Below are 23403 nucleotides of genomic sequence, written 5' to 3' on the forward strand. Positions count from 1 at the left end.
AGGTAATTATGGGAAGAGTCGTTCATTTCGAAATCCATGTAAGTGACATGGAGCTTGCGAAGAAGTTTTATGGTGAGGTATTTGGATGGGTATTTGAAGATTGGAGCAGTTATGCCGGAATGCCTTATTTCGGAGCTGTCACTGGCGATGCCAATGAGATGGGAATCAACGGTGCATTGATGCAGCGGCGCGGAGCCGCCCCAGAACCAGGCCAGGCAATGAATGGCTTTGCTTGTACAATGGGAGTGGCGGATTACGACGCAACGGAAGCAAAAATTTTGAATAACGGAGGCAAACTCGCATTGCCTAAATACGCTCTGCCCGGAATGGCTTGGCAGGGATATTATATGGATCCGGAAGGAAACTTGTTTGGAATCCACCAACCGGATAAGAACGCGAAATAATTTCGTATCTCTAAGAGCCGCATCACATCTAAATGCGGTTTTTTTTCATGACATGCAGGGAGGGTGATGGATGCGGTATGTTATAAAGTAGGCCAAAAAGTACGCTATTGGGTTGATGGCGGGATCGCGGAATCTTTTCCTGCTCAGGCTAGTGCCAAAAAGATAGAAATCATTGAAGACTAAAACCGGCGGAAGCAAAAGCAATAATAGTTTGTCGCACATATAAATACAATTGCGGGATATGCGAGATTTCGGTACAATTATTCATAACTGCAAATAGTATGCGATATGAAGGGGGACCTTAAGGTGAAGCAAGAATATTGTACGTCGACGCAGCACCCGAAATGGTTCGGCCTCGCTGTTCAGGCACTTATCATTATGTCGCGGGAGAACGTAGACTCAGCTTGTCCGAGCATTGAGCTTGCCAAATACCTTCAGTCAGAGGCTTCTTTGCTGCGCCGTATCCTTGCTGTTCTAGCCAAGGAAGGGTTTATCGGAACACGGGAAGGCCGTACCGGCGGATATCACTTGAAGAAACCGGCGGAGTCCATTCGTTTGGTCGACATATATGATGTTTTCCGTACTGACAGCAATGTATGCATCGGGATTACCGAAACAGCGGGGACGCATCCTTTTGGTGTGGGTATGAAATCTGTACTCGGGGAAATTACTAAAGAGATGGACAACAGCATGCGCGGGGTACTAAGCCAGTATACGATTGCGGATATCGCCAATCAATTGGAAACAAAGATTTGTAATGAGTTTAGGCAATAAGTCTGTTGACAATGGTTTGATCAGCGGATATACTGTGCTATAGAATCAACAGTTTAGCTCAAGCATCCATATTTTTTTGAGACATACTGTGCGAATTTCGGCACAGTTATAACTGCCGCAGAAGCATCCTTCTTAACTAAAGTGCATTGTGCGATTATAACTGTGCTAAATCATAAACAGTATTTATACCCTAAGGAGGAATAAAATATGTCAACTTCAACTCAAACTGGGGCAATCTCCCCACTCTTCACGGATGTTATTCGCGAGCGCCGCTCTGTACGTCATTATGACAAATCGGTCCGTCTGTCTCATGAGGAAATTAAGGAGCTGCTGAAGGAAGCGGCACTGGCCCCATCCTCCTCGAACGTTCAGCCGTGGCGTTTTCTCGTTATCGAGACGGAAGAACTGAAAGCGAAGCTGCAGCCGATTGCATTCAACCAGTCTCAGGTTACGGAAGCCGCAGCGGTGATTGCTGTGTTGGGCGATACGGAAGGCTATAATAAAGCCGATGAAATTTACGGTGAAGCAGCAAAACGCGGCTACATGCCGGAAGAAACGGCTAAATCGTTCGCTGAGAGAACGGCTAGCATGTATGGCTCGCTCCCGAAAGACATTTTGCACAAAATCATCCACACCGACGGCGGTATTGTTTCCCAGCAGCTGATGCTGGTTGCACGCGCTCATGGCTACGATACAGTCCCGATGGGCGGCTATGACGCAGCCAAGCTGAAGGAAGCTTTCAACATCAGCGATCGTTATATTCCGATCATGCTGATTGCACTCGGCAAAGCCGCACAACCGGGCCATCCGACGACTCGGCTGCCAATTGAAGACATTACATTCTTTAACGAAATGCCTGCAAACTAATAAGAGAAAGACCTTCGAACCGATGCATTATTGTGCAGCGGCTCTCGAAGGTCTTTTTTTGTGTAAGCCCTGGTTGCTTGCTTTTTTTCATTTGCCTCACGATGAACGTAATATAGATTTTTACATACGATATTACGATCTGTATTTTAATTTGAAATACAAGGAGGCAGCGTGATAAATATCATGAAAAAAGTACATTTGAATAACTTGAACAAAGAAGATGATCATTTTAACGAGCTCGCATTCTTAGACGAAACGGATAGTGGTGAAAAAAAGGCGGAGAAAGTAGTAAGCAAAGAGGTAAAGGCTTCCTCCACAGCAAAGGTCCGAAAAGACGCCAAGAATCGTTTCAAAAAAAGATAATGAATGAGCAATAACGTGCTGACCAGAGTTTCGGAATGCTGCCTGACGCTTCTTCTGTGTCAATGAGACGAAAACCATGCAACCCCTTGCCCCAGCTGTTTGGTAGAACGGCCGGTGGCTGAAGGGGTGTATTTGTCATTTGCTTCGATTCCTCCAAAGTGAATTTAATATTTGGCATTGTTTACTGCATGAAATCAGTAAATGGATACGTTTTCTTTTTTTTATCAGATGGGCATATACGTTTGTTAAGGAACTATGTATAATAGAGCTATTATTTTACATTATGGATAAGGGGTTTACATAGAATGACAAATTTCGTTTCTGTGGTCGGCACTGTTTTCGTCGATTGCAAAGGTTTTGCTAATGAGCAATATATCGCTCTAGGACGCAACCTCGGCAGTATTCAGTTCGTGCATGGCGGGGTTGGCCGGAACGTTGTCGAGAATTTGGCTAATCTGGGATTGTCGGCGGCACTCGTGTCCACAGTGGACGACTCGGCGCTTGGCGAGGAGATCAAGAAACGCCTTACGCAAGCAGGGGTTTCGCTTGAGTATTTGCCTGCAGCACCCGCTCAAGGAATGGGGATGTGGCTTGCATTATTGAATGAACACGGGGAATTGGTAGGCTCAATCTCCCAAATGCCTAACTTGACGACTATGCAGCATATGGTCATGCAGCGCGGAGAAGAAATCGTCAATGCTTCGTCCCATCTTGTGCTGGAAATCGACCTCAATGAGCAAATATCCCGGCATATGATAGAAGTAGCAAGCCGATATAACAAGCCTGTATACGGCATTCCCGGCAATCTCGAGGTGATTCTGCAAAACCTTGATTTGCTGACCAAGCTCGATTGCTTTATTTGCAATAATATTGAAGCAGAAAAGCTGGTCCGCAGCGATTTCAGCGACTTGGCGCTAGAGGAGAAACTGGCGTCGCTTCAGACCTATGTGGAGGAGCAGGGGCTGCGGTCGATGGTTATCACGCTTGGAGCCGATGGCTCGATCTACTATGATCGTCGTACCAAGGAACTGGGATATCAGCCCGTATTCCCGGTAGACGTTGTCGATACAAGCGGCGCGGGCGATGCGTTTTTCTCCGGGACCGTTATGGGCCTTGTTCGCGGCTTGAAGCTGGCGGAGGCCGTGATTTACGGCACGAAGGTGGCTGGCTGGACCATTGAGTCGAAGGAAAACAACTGCCAGGAGCTGGAAGCGAAAATGCAGCAGGACGATGTCTTTCAGAGGCTGCTCGTGAAATAAATAAGGCTTATCCGTATACAGAAAGAAACCATTTAACTGCTTGAAGCAGATCTAAATGGTTTCTTTTTCTTTATTTTCTTTGTAACACGATGACCCCATTCCAAAAGGTAGGGTGTCCGTTATATGCCGTAGATGCATCAAATAATATTTCATAATCGTGAACGCTATTGGCAATAAAATCGAGAGTAGCCTGACGGGGGCTCTCCCAGTTCGTATCGTCAACCATAATAATACAATCTTTGGTGAAAAAAGGTTCAGCAAGCTGGAGCCCTTTTAACTGATTGTCGTAGTCGTGAGGGCCGTCGAAGATATAAAACCCAATTGGTTCGTTATGCTTATGAGTAAAGTAATCCGCATAATCCATGTCATAGAATAAGTGATGCTCATTCTTGTGATGAGAAAAAGCCTCATCAAATGCTTCCCGCGGACCTCCGAATTCCGAGAAATTATCCACTCCGATACATTTTTTATTTGGATTGTTTTGCATGCCCGCAATAAAAGTAAAGCCATTCCAAACTCCTACGTTAACGAAAGCATGACGCTCATCCATCTGCGAGACGGCTTTATTTATTATGGCTCCCAAAGCAAGAGTGGACATTCTCGGCAGAGTGCAAATCCAATATAAGCTTTCTTTCATTTGCTTATCATTCTCAGGCAATAAGGTGTTAGCGAGCTCAAAGTCAAGCATGTTATATATGTGAAAATGAGGAACCACGCTAGGCTGAACTAAGGAGAATGATATTCCATTCATATACTGCTTAAGCTCCATTACTTTATTCCTCCTCCAATTTGCTGGGACAATTTATCTTTATGACACCTATCACTTATTGGTGAACCTATTTTAGTCTCGAATGCATGGCGGTATGCCATAGCCGTGTCTTTGATAGGTTGTGTCCATATAATGAAGCAAATGCCATTGACCGTCAAAGGAGTTGCAACAAATATGATGGATTCAAGCAAAAGGATACCTCCTTCAAGGTACTACGAATCTACCTTGGAGTGGATCAACCATACGCAGAACGAAAATAGGCTGCACACCCTTTATCCGGAAATTCCAATCCCCTCCGTGATGAAGGAGGAAGAGTGGCAGCTGCTTGTCGATAAACCAAGATTCAGTAACAAGGCTTTTGTTGCCGACATTCCGGACGGACGAGTACTTGGAGACCGTGCCGTTATTTCACCAGATAATGTGCTGCTATGGGATGTCTCGGTAGAATGGGCGAAATTAGCTCCGGAACATTCCATATTTCAGGATACTATGCTTCCACCCGTTATCGAAACCGATAAAACCGTGGCTATGCTCAATCATCCGGCATCCAAAAATTATTATCATTGGCTGATGGAATCCATCGCACGCATTCATCTGCTGCAATTGACCGGGATTCCAATCGACAAATACATCATTAACCACCAGTCGTTTCCATTTCAGCTAAAAACTCTTGCTGCATGCGGGATTCCGATGGAAAAAATCGTTCGGCCGAACGACCGATTCCATCTCTCAGCACGGAGATTAATCGTGCCGTCTTATGTTAATTTGCCGAATGCATGGTCTTGTCAATATGTCAGAAATACATTTTTGCCTTATATGGCCAGCGATACTATGGGGCTGACATTCGAAAGGATTTATATCCGGCGGAAGCATTATAGAAAAATAGTCAATGAAGATGCCATCTTCGGTTTGTTATCGCAATGCGGCTTTATCAGCATCGAGCTGGAGGCTTTGCCATTGGAGCAGCAAATTAGATTGTTTTATAATGCCAAAATCATTGTGGCCGCACATGGCGCCGGGCTTGCCAATCTTGTGTTCTGTCAGCCGGAAACGCACGTCATTGAACTATTCCCGCCGAGCTTTATGGAGCCGCATTATTGGATGCTTAGCAGACTTATGGGATTGGATTACCACATGATTGTCGGAACTAGAGAAAATCCGAACAATTTTTGGTCGGGATTCGACAATCTTTCAATTGATCCGAGACGTTTACTGGAGGTATTGTCATGTCTGTAGTGGTGATAACAGGTTCCGCGGGACTGATCGGCTCCGAAGCTGCCGAATTTTATGCCGGTTTGGGCTACCGCGTCATTGGTATTGACAACAATATGCGTCAAGATTTTTTTGGCGCGGAGGGGACGACGAAGTGGAACCGCACTCGGCTGGAGAACAGCTTAGGAGCGAAATATGTCCATTATGACGCGGATATCAGGGACACCGGGGCACTTGCGGGAATTTTTCAATCGTATGGGGATGATATTGAGCTCATCATTCATACCGCCGCACAGCCGTCGCATGACTGGGCTGCCAGAGAGCCGTTCACAGATTTCCATATTAATGCTAGCGGGACACTGAATCTGCTTGAAATGATGCGGAGTTACTGTCCGGAAGCCGTGTTTATTTTTACCTCGACCAACAAAGTATATGGCGACCGTCCGAACGAGCTCCCCTACTTGGAACAAGATAGCCGCTGGGAGCTTGATTCCGAGCATCCGTACTATAAGGGAATACCTGAAACACTAAGCGTCGACCAGTGTTTACACTCCTTGTTCGGAGCCTCCAAGCTGTCGGCGGACATCATGGTGCAGGAGTACGGCCGATACTTTCAGTTGAAAACCGTCTGCTTCCGCGGAGGCGTATTGAGCGGCTCCAGACAATCCGGAGTGCAGCTGCACGGATTCCTTAATTATTTGGTAAAGTGTGCGATGACTAACAGCTCTTACACCATATTCGGATACAAGGGGAAGCAGGTGCGGGACATCATTCATGCGAGTGATGTTGTCGCCGCCTTTCATGCCTTCTTCCAAAATCCAAGACGGGGAGGAGAGGTTTACAACCTTGGCGGCGGCCGCGATTCCAACCTCTCCATTCTGGAAGCCATCGATTGGGTACACCACATTACCGGAAAAAAATTAAACTATTCCTACAGCGACCAATCCAGGACAGGCGACCATATTTGGTATATTACCGACACTAGCAAGTTTCGGAATCATTATCCGGATTGGAGCATTCGAATTCCGGCTCCCCAAATCATGGAGCAAATCTATCTTGAAAACAAAGACCGCTGGAAATGACGAGCCGCAAAAAATCCCGGACCATGTTCTCCTGGTTCGGGATTGTATGAGTTCAATACTTATAGTTCCAAATTTTGAACAATTTCTTTCTCCAGCTTGCGTCTCTTCGCACGAGGTCGTCGTATACTCTGTTTATAAACGGATTGTTTAACAGCACTGCTGCCTTGAGCTTACCTTTTCTGTTCCGTATTCTTAGTTTTCTTACGTCTTTTATCGTATTAATACGAATATAATATTTTTTTGCAAAATTCTGACCTACATGCCGTTTGAAGAATAAACATCCCTTTGTAGATCCGACTATGGTTAGGACAGGCTTTCTTTTCCTTCTGCGGATCTGATTTTTGTATACATGTTGAGAGGATATGGCCATTAATTCGGCGATGGTTTTGCTTCTATCTTGTTTCCCGAGGGAATCCTCGCGAAGCCGGTAATGATACAAGACCTTTGGAATTTTCTCAATAGGGGAAATTTGAAATAGTCGTAACCACAGATCGTAATCGTAAGAAATTTTATATTTTGGATTATACCGGCCGACAGCGTAGAATGCTTTCTTCGAAAAGACGACCGTACCATGGCACAAATAGCAGCTGAATAAACGGGTGTTTATTATTTGCCCGTGATCCAGTATTAGATTATAATATTGTACTTCCTTGTTGTGAACAACAACCTCTTTTCCGATTCGACCCGCTATCAATGAGCTTACGCCTATACGGCCAGGGTGTGTCTGCAGATAAAGGGCCTGTTCCTCCAGCCGGTTCGGTTCACTGATATCGTCCGCGTCATGGATCGCTATCCAATCACCCTTAGCATGCTCGATGCCTAAGTTAAGACAAGATGCAGCGCCATGGTTCTTATCCTGATGAATGATCTTTACCTTCGGATCATCGATGGCCTCAAGGATTTCCCAAGTTCGATCCGTAGAACCGTCGTTCACGATAATAAGCTCAAAGTGCGGGTACGTCTGGTTCAATACGCTGCGGACCGCTTCCTCTACATACTTCTCGCCGTTATACACGGCCATTACTACCGAGATAAGCATCGTTAATCCTCCTTGATCATTTGCTTAGCAGCCATTCCAAATGCGCGAGCAAATTCGGATACTCTCCCGATGCTTTCCACTGATTCAGCTCTGCCAGAAAGGCATCCCGCCACTGCGGATCCCGCATGGTCTCGGAACCGTTCAGGAGATTCGTTACGGGCATATCGTCAACCAGTAAGGTTAGAATCGTGTCAAACATTAGGAGAAACGACTGGATAAGATGTGGGTATTGCTGCTCATATTGACGAGCCAATGCTTTATAGTCAACGACCAGATCATTGACTTCAAGCAGATTTTTGCCGATCCAGCACAAGGCCTGCACGCCGACTTCAAAATCGGGATGAAGCGTAAAGAAATATTGGTAATTGATCAGGCCGTCTTTATTTTGAGCACCGAGACTACGCGGATGCTCCTGGTGGTATACGCTCACCTTCGGGTTGTCGACGATTCTCACGCCATGCTTATACAGGCGATAACCAAACTCCCAATCCTCACATCCCCAGCCTTTAAACCCTTCATCAAAAGGACCGACTTTGTCCAAGGTGCTTCGACGGAGGGAAATATTATGAGTGATTACAAAAATATAGGCCAAATGATAGCCTTCATAATTGGTGCCATGCCGTTCAATGATTTCTCGAAAGAAGGGGGCTGGGTAAGCATACTTTTTATATTTGAGTCGAGCTACGTTTCTTTTGGTAAACAGTCTTTTTTTCGGATATTTCCTGAAAATTCTCTGGATTCGCAATCTTCTGTAGCGCGGGTTTTTTTGACGATTCAATTGCCTGAGCAGCTTAACTTGCTCGATATTAAATTGTCTATCCAATACCGTAAATGCATTGTAGTGTCTTAGGCAGCCTGTTACGACCAGGTTAGGGTCGGCTTGATGAAGTTTATAATGCTGCTCTACATAAGCAGGGTCCAGAATCATCTCTGCATCCATAATGATAAGGATTTTCCCTCGAGCTGCATCAACACCTATATTCTTAGCCTTGGATCTTCCGACGTTTTGCTCACAGCGAATGTAGCGAAAATGAAAGGGAGGACGGTAATGCTTCAATTTAGGCGTTCTGTCGGTAGAGGCGTCGTCTACCATTATTACTTCCATTTTCTTCTTATTAAAGGTTTGGTTTTCCAGTGCATATAAGGAATACAAATTTTGCGGATATTTATTGTAAGTAATCATAATGACGCTTACTTCAATAGTCATCGGAAGTCATCGTCCCTTCACAGTGTTATTTCTAGTTTTATGCGGAGTCCATATGATATGGCACGGCCATTTGCACCAATCCCTACTAGACTATCATCATGCGTACATTGGCTGATGTCGTAACTACACTTACCTACATACGATGGTAGTAGCCGAGCATCACGAAGGGAGGGAGTTTCAATTAAAACGATTCGCAAAGCTGTTATACCTGCTGCCGGTCTTGGAACCCGATTTCTTCCCGTTACTAAGGCAATACCGAAAGAAATGCTTCCTATCGTCGATAAGCCGACCATTCAATATATCGTCGAAGAAGCAGTGCAATCCGGAATTCATGACATTTACATTGTCATCGGTGACAATAAACGATCGATACAGCATCATTTCGATAAAAACATTGAGTTTGAAATCTTTCTGAAAGAGCGTAACAAACAGGATCTAGTAAGCTTAATTGAGAATGTCAGCTCTTTGGCCACCATTCATTATATTGTGCAGGAGCAGGCACTCGGATTAGGCCATGCTATTTGGTGCGCTCGCGATGCAATAGGAGATGAGCCTTTTGCCGTCTTATTAGGGGACATGGTTATCGATAGTCAGGTGCCGTGTTTGCAGCAGTTAATCGAGATATATAACGAGAAGCAGTCATCGGTTATCGCAGTCCAAAGAGTCAAATGGTCGGAGACAAGCAAATACGGAATAGTCCAGGGGAAGCAGGTAAACAAACAGTTGACGCTGGTGTCCGGTTTGATTGAAAAACCAATAGCTGCTCCCCCTTCCAATATAGCCATTATCGGAAGGTATATTTTGGATCCGAAAATATTTGATTTCTTAGAGGAGATGAGGCTTGGAGTAGGCGGAGAGATTCAACTAACCGATGCGCTTCAGGGCCTCATAGGGGAACAGCCCATTTGGGCTTACCAATACGAAGGGAAATTGTATGATGTGGGCGATAAGCTAGGTTTTCTTCAAGCTAACGTCGAGCTGGCTTTAAAGCATGACCATTTGAAAGAAAATTTCAAGCTATTTTTGCATAAATCCATAGAAAGCACCGAGAAAGATTGACGGGAGTGAATCCATTGAAAAAAATCATTGTGACGGGCGCCGCAGGATTTCTCGGTTCGTGTCTGACCAAAAGGCTGCTGGCCGAGGGAAACCAGGTTGTCGGAATCGATAATATGCTATCGGGCAGAGAAAGCAACATTGCGAAAATACGAAACAAGGCGAACTTTACTTTTATCCGGATGGATGTAGTTTCTCAAGAGGTTTTAACCTTGCAGCCGTTAAAAGGAGCAGAAGAAATTTATCATCTAGCCTCACCTGCATCTCCGAAATTTTATCAAGCCGCCGCTCTCGATACGATTGCCGTTAACACCATAGGAACGAAAAATATGCTTGAGCTTGCAAAAGCCAACGGAGCAAAGATGCTGTATACCAGTACTAGTGAAGCGTATGGGGATCCGGAAATACACCCGCAACAAGAAACGTATCGGGGCAATGTCAATACATGGGGGCCGAGAGCTTGCTACGATGAAGCCAAGCGTCTTGGTGAAGTATACTGCTACGAGTATTATCATCAATTCGGAGCCGGCGTCAAAGTGGCGCGAATATTCAACACCTACTCGGCAAACCTTCGCAACGACGATGGGCGAGTCATTTCGAATTTTGTTAACCAGGCCATACGCGGACAAGATATTACGGTATATGGGGACGGAAGCCAGACAAGGTCCTTTTGCTATGTAGATGACACTTTAGATGGGCTCATGCTTATGATGGAAAAGGATTCAGCTACGGGAGAAATCATTAACGTTGGAAATCCCGATGAGTACTCCGTATTGCACGTTGCGGAGCTTGTTAAGAAGCTGGCCGGATCAAACAGCCGCCTTACGTTCCACAGTCTCCCGAAAGATGATCCCAAGGTTCGTCGTCCGGTTATTGATAAAGCGATAAGACTCCTCGGCTGGAAGCCGCAAATTACACTAGAGGAAGGGCTAATACGAACCATTGATATATACCGTTCACAGCTGAGCGGATCGGACGGAGGGGAACGGGCGTGAATGTAGTATGCATAGGCTCAGGATATGTCGGAAGCGTAACGGCAGCCGCATTCTCAGCAGCAGGGAATCATACAACCGTTATCGATGTTGACCGGCACAAGGTAGATTGTATTAACGGAGGGCGGAGCCCCATCTACGAACCCGGTCTGGATTTGCTGATACAGGATAAAGCAGGTACCTTGCTTAAGGCAACCGATACGTATCATGATGCTCATACTGCGGATGTTGTGTTTATTTGTGTCGGTACACCTTCCCTCGCGGACGGCACGGCAGATTTGAGCTATGTGAAGGCTGCAGCCCGCTCCATAGGAGAGCATCTGAACTCGGAACGATTCACGGTTATCGTCAACAAGTCCACCGTTCCGGTTGGTACGGCCGCTCTCGTCGCAAGGATCATTGAAGAGACATCGGGGTTGAAAGCGGAGGAACAGTTTGCCGTTATAAGTAATCCTGAATTTTTGAGGGAAGGCTTCGCGATTGAAGATCTGTTTTATCCTGATCGCATTGTTATCGGCACAACCAACCTTAGAGCAAGAGAGACCATGAAGGTGCTATATAGACCGTTCGTTGAAAAGCTGTATCATGATGAAGAAATGATGCGCCGCCTGCCGATCTCAGCAAATAAAAATGAGCATAAAACCGTTTATTTTGAAACCGATGCAAAAAGCGCGGAATTAATCAAGTATGCCTCCAACGCGTTCTTGGCGGTAAAAATTAGCTATATCAACGAAATCGCAAGATTATCGGAAGCTCTCGGCTCGAATGTAACCGATATTGCCAAAGGCATGGGGCTTGACTCGCGGATCGGGGAGAAATTCTTGCAGGTATCCAGCGGCTGGAGTGGAAGCTGCTTCCCTAAAGATACGGGTGAATTATTGGCGACCAGCCAAAAGTACGGAAAGGAGCTTACCATCGTTAAAGCAGCCGTCGAATCGAATCAGCAAATGAGCCAATTTTGTATAAACAAGATACAGAACAAGTTAAAAAGCTTAAATGGAAGCACAATCGGGATTTTGGGGCTTACCTTCAAGCCGGATACGGACGACGCGCGTCAAACGCAAGCAATGACGATCATCAAGAACCTGCTGCAATTCGGAGTAAGGGTGCGAGTCCACGATCCTAAGGGAATGAATATGTTTCAGCGTCTGCATAGTGAATTGCCAATTGACTATTGTAATGATGCGGAAGACACGGCTGACCGGGCCAATGCACTCGTATTGTTGACGCATTGGAAGGAGTATCGTCAGTTGGATTGGAGCCGGATATACCACACGATGAAATCGCCGTATATATTGGATACCCGCAATTTTTTGCCGGCCACGGCTTTGCGTGAAATGGGTTTTGACTACGAAGGTATTGGGATAGGCTAAAGGGTTTTTAAAGGTTAAATCAAGGTATTTCGGGTGTCCCGTGGGACGCCTTTTTTTGTTGCGGGAAAGATAAGCATAGATATGTCAGAGTCACAAGCTAGGCTATACAGAGGCTGGCTGTCCATTGCCTGAAGGCTGGAAGGACCAGCCGGCCCTCTTCTTTAGACTTCGCGAAGTGATCGTAGTCGTCGGTATGCACCGGAGCCGGGATGTAGTTTAGAGTAAAAATCCCTTTTGCTCCAGCAAGTTCTCTGTTGCCTTCCACAGCTTGTGCTGCATTTGGGGATCTCCTCCGGGTGTTACAGGCTCGATAGGCTTTCCCGATCCAACATTAAAGTAGCCGCCTGTCAAGCTGTGATATTCCGGCTCCACAATCAATCGGGTGATAAAATCGGCTCCTCTTCGCGGATCTCCTATATGAAGAGCCTTCAGCAATCGTTCTAAAAAAGGGGCAAACCATAGCTCACGTCCGAGTCCGGTTACGTTAAACCCGGGATTTAGCGCATTAACGCTGATTCCTGTACCGGCCCACCTTCGTGCCAGTTCAGCAGTGAACATGATGTTTAGCAATTTTGTTTTTCCATAGATGAGTGACGAGCCGTGCGCGGTAAAGGGAGCCGAATCCGTTAAATCCTCGGGCAGCTTCAAAACACCGTGACGACGTGAGGCTTCGGAGGCAACATTAACGACTCTGGCCTTGTCTGAGTTTTGCAGAGATGGTTTTAGAGTGCGGGTTAACAGCCATGGTGCTAAATAATTGACTGCCATCATCTCAGGCAGCCCTTCGGTCGTGATTCGAGGCTCGAAAGCATGGATTCCCGCATTATTCAGCAGCACATCAATTCGGGGGTAGGCGGCGGCTATTTCGCTCCCAACCCGTTGGACATCCTTCATTAGCGCTAAGTCCCCGTAGAAAAAGTCTACTTTCGCCGATGGAGCACTTGTCTCTATACGTTTTCTCGCAGCTTCAGCACGTTCTTTACTTCTGGCTGTCAAGACAAGGTCAAAACCGCGTTTACCCAATTCGAGCGCGACAAGCTGTCCTAGACCGCTGGTGGCACCAGTTATAACAACCGTTGCTTTTGTAGACATCTTCCTTTCTCCCCTCATGTGATACAATTTCAATTAATAATTGTCACTCCCTGCGAATAGATGGATCACGGAGAATGATTGACATATGTCCACTATAATTATTTAATTGATATATGTCAATTAGATTTCGGCCGTCTTTGGATCAAAAGAAAGGTGAATAAAGATGAATCATAATGAAAAGAATCATGCTCCAAGAGAGAAATTGGAAATGGAATTGGGTGAGCAGCTTAGTGCGCTCCTCAGTGCCGCACATGCCCTGAACGTAAGAGCTGCAGCGAAATTTGATGCCTCCTTACAGCCTGCGGCTTTTCATATTGTTCGATGGCTGTACTCTTATGGCCCAACTAATGCCGCCGCTTTGGCTGAATCCACTGCGATGGATCGAAGCTCGGTCAGCCGCCTTATCAAACAGCTCCAGTCATTGGGATATGTAGATAGAGAGGTATCACCAAGTGATGGGCGGGGGATCGTAGTATCTCTAACCGGGTATGGACATCAAAAAGTAATAGATGCGCTTCAGGAGAAAGGCTTCGTGTTCTATGAACGAATTTCGGAGTGGGAAGATTCGGAGCTTCAAGATTTCATACAGATGCTCAGTCATTTTAACGGATTCAGCAATCGATCTGACTAAGTACGGGAATGCGAGACGCAGCTGTATTGGATTAATAAATAATCATAAAATTGGATCTTAATAGGATACCGATTTGGCAGTACAATGTATGAAGTACAACCAATAGAGCGTGATTTGATAAATATACGGGCTCAATCGCACTCTCCCGGTAGAATAACAAATATGTGAAAGTAGTGATGCCATGCTTACGCCAGTAACACTTCAAGGGAATCTAATCTGTCTGGAGCCTATGACGATGGACCATGCCCAGGACCTCTATTCCGCAGCCTTGGAAGAAAGGTCAACTTATTCATATACGAATGTTCCCGATAGCTTGGAGAGTGCTAAGCGATACATTGACGATGCACTTAGAGCTTATGAGAATGGCCGTGCATTACCGTTTGTAGTTCGTCATCTTGAAACGGGACGTATTATAGGTTCAACACGGTTTCTTGATCTTGATGTTTTCAAGTGGCCTCCCCCATGGCCCCCTGGTGCTTCCAGCGGACCTGTACCAAGTGATGAGAATCCACCTACCGTTGCCGAGATAGGGAGCACCTGGTATGCAGCTTCGTTCCAACGAACTGGAGTCAATACAGAGTGTAAGCTCCTAATGCTTACTCATGCGTTTGACACGTGGCACTCCATTCGAGTTACGCTTAAGACCGATGCCCGCAACGAGCGTTCACGTGCTGCCATTCAAAGGCTGGGTGCTGCGTTTGAAGGGATCCGCAGAGCACATATCCCCGCGACCGATGGCGGCATTAGAGATACCGCATACTATTCGATTCTTGAGAACGAATGGCATGCCGTGCGTTCGAATCTCCAGGAACGACTCCAAAGAGGAATGAAAATTACTGCAGATGAAAAGCTGTAAATCGCATATATTGCCGCGGATATCGCGGTTTTTTTATTGGGATCAGCTTCTTGTTAAATTATCGTGACAAGCTGCAAACGCTATATCATCTTTAAAGTTTTGAGATTATCACATAGTGTACTATGATAATATGGATAGCTTTTAAGTGATTCGAGCGATGACATGGGGTAGTACATATAATACTTAAGACCTTAAGGAGCGGTAGCCATGGCGCGTGTTCTATTTATTAATGCTGGATCGGAAGGACATATTAATCCGACGCTAGGAGTTGTGCAAGAGCTTATTTCTCGCGGCGAAGAGGTAGTGTACTTTACAATTGAGGCTTTTCGGGAACGTATAGAGAAGACGGGAGCATCCGTACGAACCATTGATGATCAGAGGTTTATTAGAGCCTTTATTGCGGGCGGTAGAAATTATGTGCTCGAAAGAATCAACGGCCTGCTGCTTACGGCAGATATAGTCATACCGAGCGTTCTGGAACAGATCAAGGGAGAGCAATTCGATTACATCATCCATGATTCCATGTTTGGTTGTGGGCGATTGCTCGCTCAAATTCTTAAGCTTCCTGCGATCAATTCCTGTACTACCTTTGCCCAGACCAAAGAATCGTTCGATAGGATGCTGGAGCATTTTTTTACTACAGTCCCTGAAGAAATAACAAAACCGATAACCGATCAATTTCAGAGGCTGACGGAAACATTGAAGGAACAATATGATGTGGAAATCCAGTCTCCTTACGAGGTGTTTTGCAATCCTGCACCGCTTACCATCGTGTATACGACTAGAGAGTTTCAACCCGATGGAGGAGCATTCGACTCGTCTTATCAATTTGTAGGTCCATCCATCGCAACACGGCTAACTCAAGAAGACTTCGACTTTAGTGCCATCAAGGGGAAAGACCCCATTTACATATCACTAGGGACCGTCTTTAACCAATCCGTTGATTTCTATAAGCTTTGCTTTGAGGCATTCGGGAACACGGATCATACGCTTGTCATGTCTGTCGGGAACAGAGTTCCAATTGCTGATTTAGGGGAAATTCCAAGTAACTTCATTGTAAAAAATTACGTCCCGCAAACGGATGTACTGCAATATGCTAAATTGTTTATTACCCACGGTGGAATGAACAGTACCCATGAAGGACTCTATTACGAGGTTCCCTTAATTGTAATCCCGCAGAGTGCGGATCAACCGATCATTGCAGGACAAGTGGCTCATATTGGAGCTGGTATTAGGCTGGATAGGAATAATTTGACTGCAAATCAGTTAAGCGACGCCGTAGATCATGTATTAAGCCATCCCTCTTTCAAAAATGCAGCTGCAGCAATTAGCGAATCCTTACGAAAATCAGGCGGGTATCAGCAGGCTGTTGATGAGATTTTTACATTTAAAACGACTTTTTGATAGCAGCGGATTGAAATGATCGAAGCATTGTGATATGATGAGACAAATTTATTGCGTTGAAGAGAAGTTCATGCCGAGGAGCTTATGATCAGAGAGCGAAGGAGCTGCTGAAACCTTTGCCTTAAGCCGGACATGATGTCGTCTCGGAGCAGCTGACGGAAAGTCGGACCAGGAGTGTCGGGTTTCGATGAGTAGAAGCAGCCGGACCGGCACCCGTTAACGTGCTGCAGGTAAGATGAATCTTACCTCATGAGGCTGAGATCACGAGATTTCAGTAAATCAGGGTGGTACCACGAAAAATGAACCTTTCGTCCCTAAGGCTATGACAGAAGCTGTCTGTCGTTCCTTGCGGATGAGAGGTTTTTTATATTTAACCATACAAAATAATGAGAAGAGCAAAGAAGAGAAGTTCATGCCGAAGAGCTTATGATCAGAGAGTGAGGGAGCTGCTGAAACCTTCACCTTAAGCCGGACATGATGTCGTCTCGGAGCAGCTGAAGGAAAGTCGGACCCGGAAAGTGGGGGTTCGATGAGTAGAAGCAGCCGGATCGGCACCCGTTAACGTGCAGCAGGTAAGAAGCGTCTTACCTCATAAGGCTGAATTCCGCGAGGTTTCAGCAAACCAGGGTGGTACCGCGAAAAGATAAACCCCTTTCGTCCTTGTAAGCACGGCAGTAGTATGCTGCGGCTTGGGATGAAGGGGGTTTTGTGCTTATTTACACTAATCTAATAAATAAAGCGATGAAGAGAAGTCCATACAAAAAAACTTATGCCCAGAGAGCAGGGGAACAGCTGAAACCTTTGCCTTAAGATTTGTATGGAGTCGTCTCGGAGCAGCTGCAGGAAAGTCGGATCAGGAAGTGGGGGTTCGATGTGTAGAAGCGGCCGGATCGGCATCCGTTAACGTGCAGCAGGTAAGAAGCGTCTTACCTCATAAGGCTGAATTCCGCGAGGTTTCAGCGAACCAGGGTGGTACCGCGAAAGATAAACCCCTTTCGTCCTTGTAAGCACGGCAGTAGTATGCTGCGGCTTGGGATGAAGGGGGTTATTTTATTTGAAAATTATTTGAAGGAGGCAGCTCAAATGAACAATCAATTATTAACTGCAACAAATTCGTATCAGCAGCACGGCAGTACAACCATGACCGGTTCTGAAGCTTTATTGCGAGGCTTGATCAAGGAAGGTGTAGAATGTGTATTCGGGTATCCTGGAGGCAATGCCCTTTATATTTATGACGCGATGACGAGCGAGCCTGAGTTTCGCCATATTTTGACCCGGCACGAGCAGGGTGCCGTTCACGCTGCCGACGGCTACGCCCGGTCGACGGGCAAAGTGGGCGTATGTATTGCCACCTCGGGTCCGGGAGCGACCAACCTGATTACAGGAATCGCAACAGCTTACATGGATTCGGTGCCACTCGTTATCATTACCGGCAATGTCCCTACAACCGTAAGGGGGACGGACGCCTTCCAAGAAGCGGATATCGTTAGCATTACGATGCCGATAACTAAGCACAGTTATTATGTAGATGATGTTAACGAGCTGCCGCGCATCATCCGTGAAGCCTTTTATTTGGCTAACAGCGGCAGAAAAGGTCCGGTTCTTATCGATATTCCCAAGGATATATCGAATCAATTGCTGACCGTTGAGGGAGAGCAGCTGTTTGATGGCAGCACTCCCGTACAGATTCGCGGGTATGAGCCGGCTCAGCGTCCCGATCCGGAGCAGATCGGCAAACTGCTTCAGGCCATTGCCGAATCGGAGAAGCCGCTCATCCTGGCTGGGGGTGGGGTTGTTTATGCGAATGCTTCAGAAGAATTGCTGGAATTCGTGAAGACAACGAATATTCCCGTGGTGACCACCTTGCTCGGCTTAGGCGGCTTTCCAAGCTCACATGAGCTTTGGTTCGGCATGCCGGGACATCATGGGGAGTACGCTGCGAATCAAGCGATCCAAAACGCCGATCTGATCATTTCTATCGGCTCACGCTTTGACGACAGGGTAACCATGAAGCTGGACGGATTTGCGCCGCATGCCAAGCGGATCGCGCACATCGATATCGATCCCGCGGAAATCGGGAAGAATGTAGCGGTAGATATCGCCTGTGTCGGGGATATCAAGGAAGTGCTGCAATACGCCAATAAGCTCGCGCAGAGCTCTACATTCCCTGAATGGACTCAGCGGCTCCGGCGCTTCAGAGCGGAATTTCCATTAAGATACAATGATTCTGAGCATGAGATTAAACCGCAATACGTCATCGAATTGATTCATAAAACGACGAGGGGAGATGCGATTATTACGACGGATGTCGGCCAGCACCAAATGTGGGCGGCACAGTTTTACAAGTTCAATCGTCCCCGTTCTTTAATCACATCCGGCGGATTCGGCACTATGGGCTTCGGATTCCCGTCGGCCATCGGCGCTCAAATCGGCAATCCGGATCGGTTGATTGTATCTATCAACGGTGACGGAGGCATACAAATGTGTGCTCAGGAAATGGCGATTTGTGCTATCCATCAAATTCCAATCAAAATTGTTGTGTTAAACAACCGGGTGCTCGGTATGGTTAGACAGCAGCAGGAGCTGATGTATGAGAAGCGCTTCAGCCAAATCGATCTTGCCGGCAGTCCTGATTTTGTCATGTTAGCGGATGCTTATGGTATCAAAGGGCTTAGAGCAAGCACGAAGGCGGAGGCAGAGCGAGTGTGGCAGGAGGCGATGGACACACCGGGGCCGGTTCTCGTTGAATTTGAGATTCCTGCTGACGAAAATGTATACCCGATGGTTCTTGGCGGTACGACCTTAGACCAGATGATCCTTGGGGATTTTGAGGCAAAGTAAAAAGGGCAATCTAGTATTATAAATGAAAGAAGAACAAAGGCTATTCGCCGTTTCCAAGTGAAAAAACATTCGTTAGGAATCAAATGAATAGCTTAGCGGACCGTCGTGCGATAAATGCATGACGGTTTTTTGATATTCGGTTCCAGCCGGTGGTCAACAGAGCAATTAGAGAGAAATCTATTTATTCATTTTAATGCTATAATTAAACAAAGCTCCGATCAACCCAATTATGGAGGAATGACATGAACCAAAGTAATGATACCAGTCAAAATGCAGCGCATGTAGGTGATCGTGAAATTGTGATTACCCGCGTAATTAATGCTCCACGTGATCTTGTATTTGATGCTTGGACGAAAGAAGAACACCTGTCGAAGTGGTGGGGACCTCGAGGCTTTACGACAACGTTCGAAAAGTTTGAAATGAAGCCGGGCGGTACTTGGCAGTTCACCATGCACGGTCCGGACGGCGTTAATTTTCCCAACACCAACGAGATTATCGAAGTCGTTAAACCCGAGCGAATCGTCTTCAAACATGCAGTGTTTCCCCATTTTGTGGCGACGGCCCTTTTCGAGGATCTGGACGGCAAAACCAAACTGACTTATGGAACCGTCTTTGAAGAAAGCGCCGAAGTATTCGATAAGGTGAAAACCTATGCCGTTCCAGGTGCCGAAGAGACTATGGATCGACTTGAGGAGCTTTTGGCGAGTATGAGTTGAGAGCCTACATAATCTAAGAGCGATAGCCGGGACTTGTTTCATCCAGGGCTATCGCTTTTTCATTTTCACATATCAGCAGACCGGTCAAGCTTCGTCTTCAATACATATCGGCCGAATAACAGGAGGAAAGGGATGACTGCAGCACAGATGACGGCGATTTGAGTAAAAAGGGCTTTCCAGGCCGATGGAATAAACACATGCGCATTACCCAATGTTTCCGTATAGAGGCCGCTGTTGCTAGCGATGATAACCATGAATACAAAAGCGATGAATAATTTGAAGCGGGGAGCGAGGATACAGCTGTAATAAACTGGCACAAACGCACACAAGACATCAAGATACAGATGCATCATTATAAAACGAAAGTCGCTGCTGCCTAGGCCATTGGTGAATAGAAGCAAAAGATATCCTCCAATAAAGTACATCACAAAGTAAGCGACCAGAATGAAGGGAACAATCAGCAGCAGTTTGAGCAGATCGAGTCCAGAGAACGAATCGTTTTCCATACACGCCACCGCCTTATTAAAAATGAATGATATTGCAATATATGGTATGTTTTTTGGTGGGTTTAGTTTCAGCTTCCGGCAAGCTAGCAGCGCTGATGTAGTGGCTATTTAAGTCATATCGACTCATAAAAATGGTCTAAGAGTGACTGGTAGATTATCCTCATAATGATAAATTGATTAATGGGTCAACCCTATAGTTAATTACCGTTGTGGAGGATGAGAAATGAGATTGAATGTATCCCTTCGCCAGTGCTTTCTAGTTTTTTTACTGGCTCTTTACCTGAATAACCCGCAGGCTTTTGCGGAAAGCGATGCATCAGCGATCACGGTTACTTTGCATGGCGAGAGACTTATTTTTGAACAAAAGCCTGTACTGCTGGATGGAGTAACCTTAGTTCCCTTTCGAACCCTGTTTGAAAATCTCGGATACTTGGTAAGCTGGGACGAAGCAGCCCAGAGGATTTCAGCTCAACGAGGCGGAAGCAAGATTAGCTTAGTCATTGGAAGCACCGTCGCATCGGCAAATTATATTACTTATTTCCTCGATGAAGCGCCCCTGATCATTAATGGGAATTCGTTAGTCCCTCTGAGGTTTGTTGCAGAGGCGTCTGGCGCTACAGTCTCTTGGGACCAAGACAAATATCAAGTCATGATTTCCACGGATACGGCCGAATCTGCCGAGTTGAAGATCCAGAGAGTCGTAGAAAGCTATGCTTTTTCCAAAAGCGCTCACGATTTTGTCGAGGCTATCACTAGAAGCAGCGGGACAAAGAACAACGGATATCAATTGGACAAAATAACAGTCGATGATAAGGGAAAGGAAGCTATCGTGGAGTTCACGTTGGATTTCTGGGTAAGCCATCCCACACTAATCAATGAGCAAGCCGTGAATGGGGATTTAGATATGGATGTTAGTGTGAAAGTGAAACAAAAGATCATTTCGGATGAATATGACAATTGGGTTCTTTCGCCGGTTATCCGTGACAAGGAATATGTTGTTGTACCAATGGCAATGAAATAATACGAAAGTTGCCACATGTTCACCATGTCTGACTTTAGCTTCTAAAAAAGAGCGACCTCTATCCTGATGGGATTAAGGGGGTAAGGGGTTAGATCCTTACTTTGTTTCCATCGTACGAAGGCCGCTCTTTGTGGTGCAAGTGAAAGGCATTATGAATGAAAAACAGCACGGACTATGCATGGACCCGTATTTATACCAACTTGCTAAGTTAACAGCGACTCGACATGATCCAAATGCCGGTCCAGCGTAACCGGATCGTATAGTGCCCAGCGCCGCTCAACGATATAGGCGCGTCCGGAGCGAACCGCTGGCAGGTTCAGCCAATGCTTGCTGCCCAATATCGCACGGACTTCCTCACTAACGGTTGCCTCGGGCGAAACGGCCATGAACACATGCTCCCCTGCGTAGAGCGATAACTCCTCCGGCGCAATAGCGATCCAACGAAAGGAATCATCACGTTGAATCAGCTCCTGCACCTTGACCGGCGGAACGAAACCGAGAGCCCGATATAGTGTGTGTCCGAAATTATGGGCTCCATATACAAACAGCTTTTGGTGCCGCTCGTCATAGATAAAGGCTGCAGCGGTCTCTCCCGGCCGGACATAGCGTCGCAGCCGCGCCAGTGTCCGCTTTGATTTGGCTTCGTATCCCTCAATCCATTGCTCCGCTATCTGGCGCTTGTCCAGCAAGTCGCCAAGCTTTCTCATTCTGGTATACACATCGTCATGCCATTTGATCGGGAAGGAAGGGGCTACGCTTTCTAATTGTTGAACCAGCCTTTGCGAGGCGATGTCCGGGTACAAAATCATATCGGGCTTTAAGCTGATTAGTTTACGTTCGTTCACAGGCTCCTCAATTGCATATACACCATCACCCGCTTCCTCAAGGAAGTGGTTCAGACTCCCCAGATTCGCTCCGACGGGCTTTATACCCAACATCAGCAGTTCACCGACATATTGGAATGTACAGACTCGAGGGCCTGTCTCTCTTAGGTGAGCATATTGACGCGGCGAGTCGCCGACAGTCTGCTTGAACCGCCGGCAGAAGTAAAATTCGTCCCTGAATCCGGTCTGCTGAGCGATATCCTTGATGGAGAGGCCGGGGACGTTGAGAAGCTCCTTGGCACGGCTGATGCGCAGCTGCGTCAGATAATCGACGGGTGTCGAGCCCGTCAGCTGCTTAAAAATGGTATTGAACTGCCAGCGGCTGATGCCAGCCGCCGCCGATAGTTGTTCGATGGAGAATTGCTCATGATAGGACTGTCTCATGAAGCCGATCATACTCTCTACCGCTTCCCGTGCAGAGATGTCCTCCTTGGGGGAGGGAAGATTTTGCTCGAGTACGGTTAACAGCATTTCCTGGAATCGGATATGCTTCCGCAGTGCACGGATCTGATCCGGTTCACGATCGTAATCAGCATGGCCGGTAAGGCAATCCTGCTTGGATTCCAGGTTTAAGCTCTTAAGCCATGCGATCAACCGATGAATAGGACGATAGACGATAGGGCCGCAGCAAAGCCAACCGGCATCTCTCGGCCCGATGGGACTATCGGATCTGTCTACATTAAATTGGAGCAGGTACAATTCCAGTCCGGTTAGGTCCAAGTCACGGATATGCAGGACGGTACCTGGCCACCAAAGGAAGGAAGCTCCTGCCTTCAAATCATAGTCGCGTTCAGCCGTTGAAAGGAGGCCGCGGCCTCCCGCCACGGCCAACAGCCCGAAATGCTCCAGCTTATGCTGCAAGTCGGGTTGAGTGGCAGTAGCATTCGGCCGGCAGATCAGGCTTATTGATATGAATGTAAATGTAGGCGCTGCATAAGGCAGTGGGGATGTCTCTTGGCGATTCATCTTATACACACTCCTCTTTACCAATGAGAACGATTATCACTCTATTCCACCAGTATACCAGCACCCTCATTCGGATGAAAGATGGTATC

23 protein-coding genes are annotated in these 23403 nt (G+C 46.5%); 17 read left to right on the forward strand and 6 right to left on the reverse strand.

Annotation, left to right across the window (positions count from 1 at the left end; all coding sequences use genetic code 11):
* The first annotated feature begins 8 nt into the window (after window positions 1–8).
* From ACFQ88_RS18455 to ACFQ88_RS18480, 6 genes are all read left to right on the forward strand, one after another.
* A complete protein-coding gene (locus ACFQ88_RS18455) occupies window positions 9–404 on the forward strand; it encodes a VOC family protein (RefSeq protein WP_379455120.1) in 396 nt (131 codons plus the stop codon).
* 66 nt (window positions 405–470) lie between these two features.
* Window positions 471–587: a DUF3221 domain-containing protein gene (locus ACFQ88_RS18460; protein WP_379455121.1), complete on the forward strand. Its 117-nt coding sequence runs from the start codon at window positions 471–473 to the stop codon at window positions 585–587.
* A 123-nt stretch (window positions 588–710) separates the two neighbouring features.
* Window positions 711–1178: an RrF2 family transcriptional regulator gene (locus tag ACFQ88_RS18465; RefSeq protein WP_239625666.1), complete on the forward strand. Its 468-nt coding sequence runs from the start codon at window positions 711–713 to the stop codon at window positions 1176–1178.
* A 207-nt stretch (window positions 1179–1385) separates the two neighbouring features.
* Window positions 1386–2045, forward strand: a complete 660-nt coding sequence (locus tag ACFQ88_RS18470; RefSeq protein WP_379455122.1) for a nitroreductase family protein — start codon at window positions 1386–1388, stop codon at window positions 2043–2045.
* A gap of 171 nt (window positions 2046–2216) precedes the next feature.
* Window positions 2217–2408, forward strand: a complete 192-nt coding sequence (locus ACFQ88_RS18475; RefSeq protein WP_239625662.1) for a hypothetical protein — start codon at window positions 2217–2219, stop codon at window positions 2406–2408.
* A 305-nt stretch (window positions 2409–2713) separates the two neighbouring features.
* Entirely contained in the window at window positions 2714–3667 is a 954-nt protein-coding gene (locus tag ACFQ88_RS18480; protein WP_379455123.1) for a carbohydrate kinase family protein, read from the forward strand.
* Between the two features lie 70 nt (window positions 3668–3737).
* Here the strand turns inward: ACFQ88_RS18480 and ACFQ88_RS18485 are convergent, their stop codons facing one another.
* On the reverse strand, window positions 3738–4436 hold the full coding sequence (locus ACFQ88_RS18485) for a class I SAM-dependent methyltransferase (RefSeq protein WP_379455124.1): 699 nt from the start codon (window positions 4434–4436) through the stop codon (window positions 3738–3740).
* A gap of 174 nt (window positions 4437–4610) precedes the next feature.
* Here ACFQ88_RS18485 and ACFQ88_RS18490 point away from each other — a divergent pair, with 174 nt between their 5' ends.
* On the forward strand, window positions 4611–5672 hold the full coding sequence (locus ACFQ88_RS18490; RefSeq protein WP_379455125.1) for a glycosyltransferase family 61 protein: 1062 nt from the start codon (window positions 4611–4613) through the stop codon (window positions 5670–5672).
* On the forward strand, window positions 5663–6730 hold the full coding sequence (locus tag ACFQ88_RS18495; RefSeq protein ID WP_379455126.1) for an NAD-dependent epimerase/dehydratase family protein: 1068 nt from the start codon (window positions 5663–5665) through the stop codon (window positions 6728–6730). The genes ACFQ88_RS18490 and ACFQ88_RS18495 overlap by 10 nt, the downstream gene beginning before the upstream one ends.
* A 52-nt stretch (window positions 6731–6782) precedes the next feature.
* Here ACFQ88_RS18495 and ACFQ88_RS18500 read toward each other — a convergent pair whose 3' ends face one another.
* Complete coding sequence (locus ACFQ88_RS18500; RefSeq protein ID WP_379455127.1) at window positions 6783–7769, reverse strand: glycosyltransferase family 2 protein; 987 nt, start codon at window positions 7767–7769, stop codon at window positions 6783–6785.
* Between the two features lie 16 nt (window positions 7770–7785).
* Entirely contained in the window at window positions 7786–8976 is a 1191-nt protein-coding gene (locus ACFQ88_RS18505; RefSeq protein ID WP_379455128.1) for a glycosyltransferase family 2 protein, read from the reverse strand.
* Between the two features lie 180 nt (window positions 8977–9156).
* Here ACFQ88_RS18505 and galU point away from each other — a divergent pair, with 180 nt between their 5' ends.
* Genes galU through ACFQ88_RS18520 form a run of 3 tightly spaced genes read left to right on the forward strand, consistent with a single transcriptional unit; the run spans window position 9157 to window position 12397 of the window.
* Window positions 9157–10035 (forward strand): UTP--glucose-1-phosphate uridylyltransferase GalU, encoded by an 879-nt coding sequence (gene galU, locus ACFQ88_RS18510; RefSeq protein WP_379455870.1) that lies wholly within the window; start codon window positions 9157–9159, stop codon window positions 10033–10035.
* Between the two features lie 5 nt (window positions 10036–10040).
* Window positions 10041–11027 (forward strand): NAD-dependent epimerase/dehydratase family protein, encoded by a 987-nt coding sequence (locus ACFQ88_RS18515; RefSeq protein WP_379455129.1) that lies wholly within the window; start codon window positions 10041–10043, stop codon window positions 11025–11027.
* Window positions 11024–12397, forward strand: a complete 1374-nt coding sequence (locus tag ACFQ88_RS18520) for a UDP-glucose dehydrogenase family protein (RefSeq protein ID WP_379455130.1) — start codon at window positions 11024–11026, stop codon at window positions 12395–12397. Before ACFQ88_RS18515 ends, ACFQ88_RS18520 begins: the two co-directional genes overlap by 4 nt.
* Before the next feature lie 216 nt (window positions 12398–12613).
* On the opposite strand, the gene ACFQ88_RS18525 is transcribed toward ACFQ88_RS18520, so the two are convergent.
* Window positions 12614–13489: an SDR family NAD(P)-dependent oxidoreductase gene (locus ACFQ88_RS18525; protein WP_379455131.1), complete on the reverse strand. Its 876-nt coding sequence runs from the start codon at window positions 13487–13489 to the stop codon at window positions 12614–12616.
* A gap of 163 nt (window positions 13490–13652) precedes the next feature.
* On the opposite strand from ACFQ88_RS18525, the gene ACFQ88_RS18530 reads away from it, so the two are divergent.
* The 5 genes from ACFQ88_RS18530 (at window position 13653) to ACFQ88_RS18550 (ending at window position 19937) form a co-directional block, all read left to right on the forward strand.
* Entirely contained in the window at window positions 13653–14120 is a 468-nt protein-coding gene (locus ACFQ88_RS18530) for a MarR family winged helix-turn-helix transcriptional regulator (protein ID WP_379455132.1), read from the forward strand.
* A gap of 181 nt (window positions 14121–14301) precedes the next feature.
* The gene (locus ACFQ88_RS18535) at window positions 14302–14976 is read left to right on the forward strand and encodes a GNAT family N-acetyltransferase (RefSeq protein ID WP_379455133.1); all 675 of its coding nucleotides are present in this window, start codon (window positions 14302–14304) and stop codon (window positions 14974–14976) included.
* A gap of 207 nt (window positions 14977–15183) precedes the next feature.
* A complete protein-coding gene (locus ACFQ88_RS18540) occupies window positions 15184–16380 on the forward strand; it encodes a macrolide family glycosyltransferase (protein WP_379455134.1) in 1197 nt (398 codons plus the stop codon).
* A gap of 1083 nt (window positions 16381–17463) precedes the next feature.
* Complete coding sequence (gene ilvB, locus ACFQ88_RS18545) at window positions 17464–19221, forward strand: biosynthetic-type acetolactate synthase large subunit (protein WP_379455135.1); 1758 nt, start codon at window positions 17464–17466, stop codon at window positions 19219–19221.
* Between the two features lie 242 nt (window positions 19222–19463).
* Window positions 19464–19937 carry an SRPBCC family protein gene (locus ACFQ88_RS18550; protein WP_379455136.1) on the forward strand — a complete coding sequence of 158 codons (474 nt, stop codon included), beginning with the start codon at window positions 19464–19466 and terminating at the stop codon, window positions 19935–19937.
* Window positions 19938–20002: 65 nt separating this feature from the next.
* Here ACFQ88_RS18550 and ACFQ88_RS18555 read toward each other — a convergent pair whose 3' ends face one another.
* Window positions 20003–20443 (reverse strand): hypothetical protein, encoded by a 441-nt coding sequence (locus tag ACFQ88_RS18555; protein ID WP_379455137.1) that lies wholly within the window; start codon window positions 20441–20443, stop codon window positions 20003–20005.
* Between the two features lie 223 nt (window positions 20444–20666).
* Here ACFQ88_RS18555 and ACFQ88_RS18560 point away from each other — a divergent pair, with 223 nt between their 5' ends.
* Window positions 20667–21464, forward strand: coding sequence for a copper amine oxidase N-terminal domain-containing protein (locus ACFQ88_RS18560; protein ID WP_379455138.1), 798 nt, complete (start codon window positions 20667–20669; stop codon window positions 21462–21464).
* A 203-nt stretch (window positions 21465–21667) separates the two neighbouring features.
* On the opposite strand, the gene ACFQ88_RS18565 is transcribed toward ACFQ88_RS18560, so the two are convergent.
* Window positions 21668–23314 carry a helix-turn-helix domain-containing protein gene (locus ACFQ88_RS18565; protein WP_379455139.1) on the reverse strand — a complete coding sequence of 549 codons (1647 nt, stop codon included), beginning with the start codon at window positions 23312–23314 and terminating at the stop codon, window positions 21668–21670.
* Window positions 23315–23403: the final 89 nt, after the last annotated feature.

This window comes from Paenibacillus sp. NPDC056579, from assembly GCF_042793215.1.
GTDB lineage: Bacteria > Bacillota > Bacilli > Paenibacillales > NBRC-103111 > Paenibacillus_S.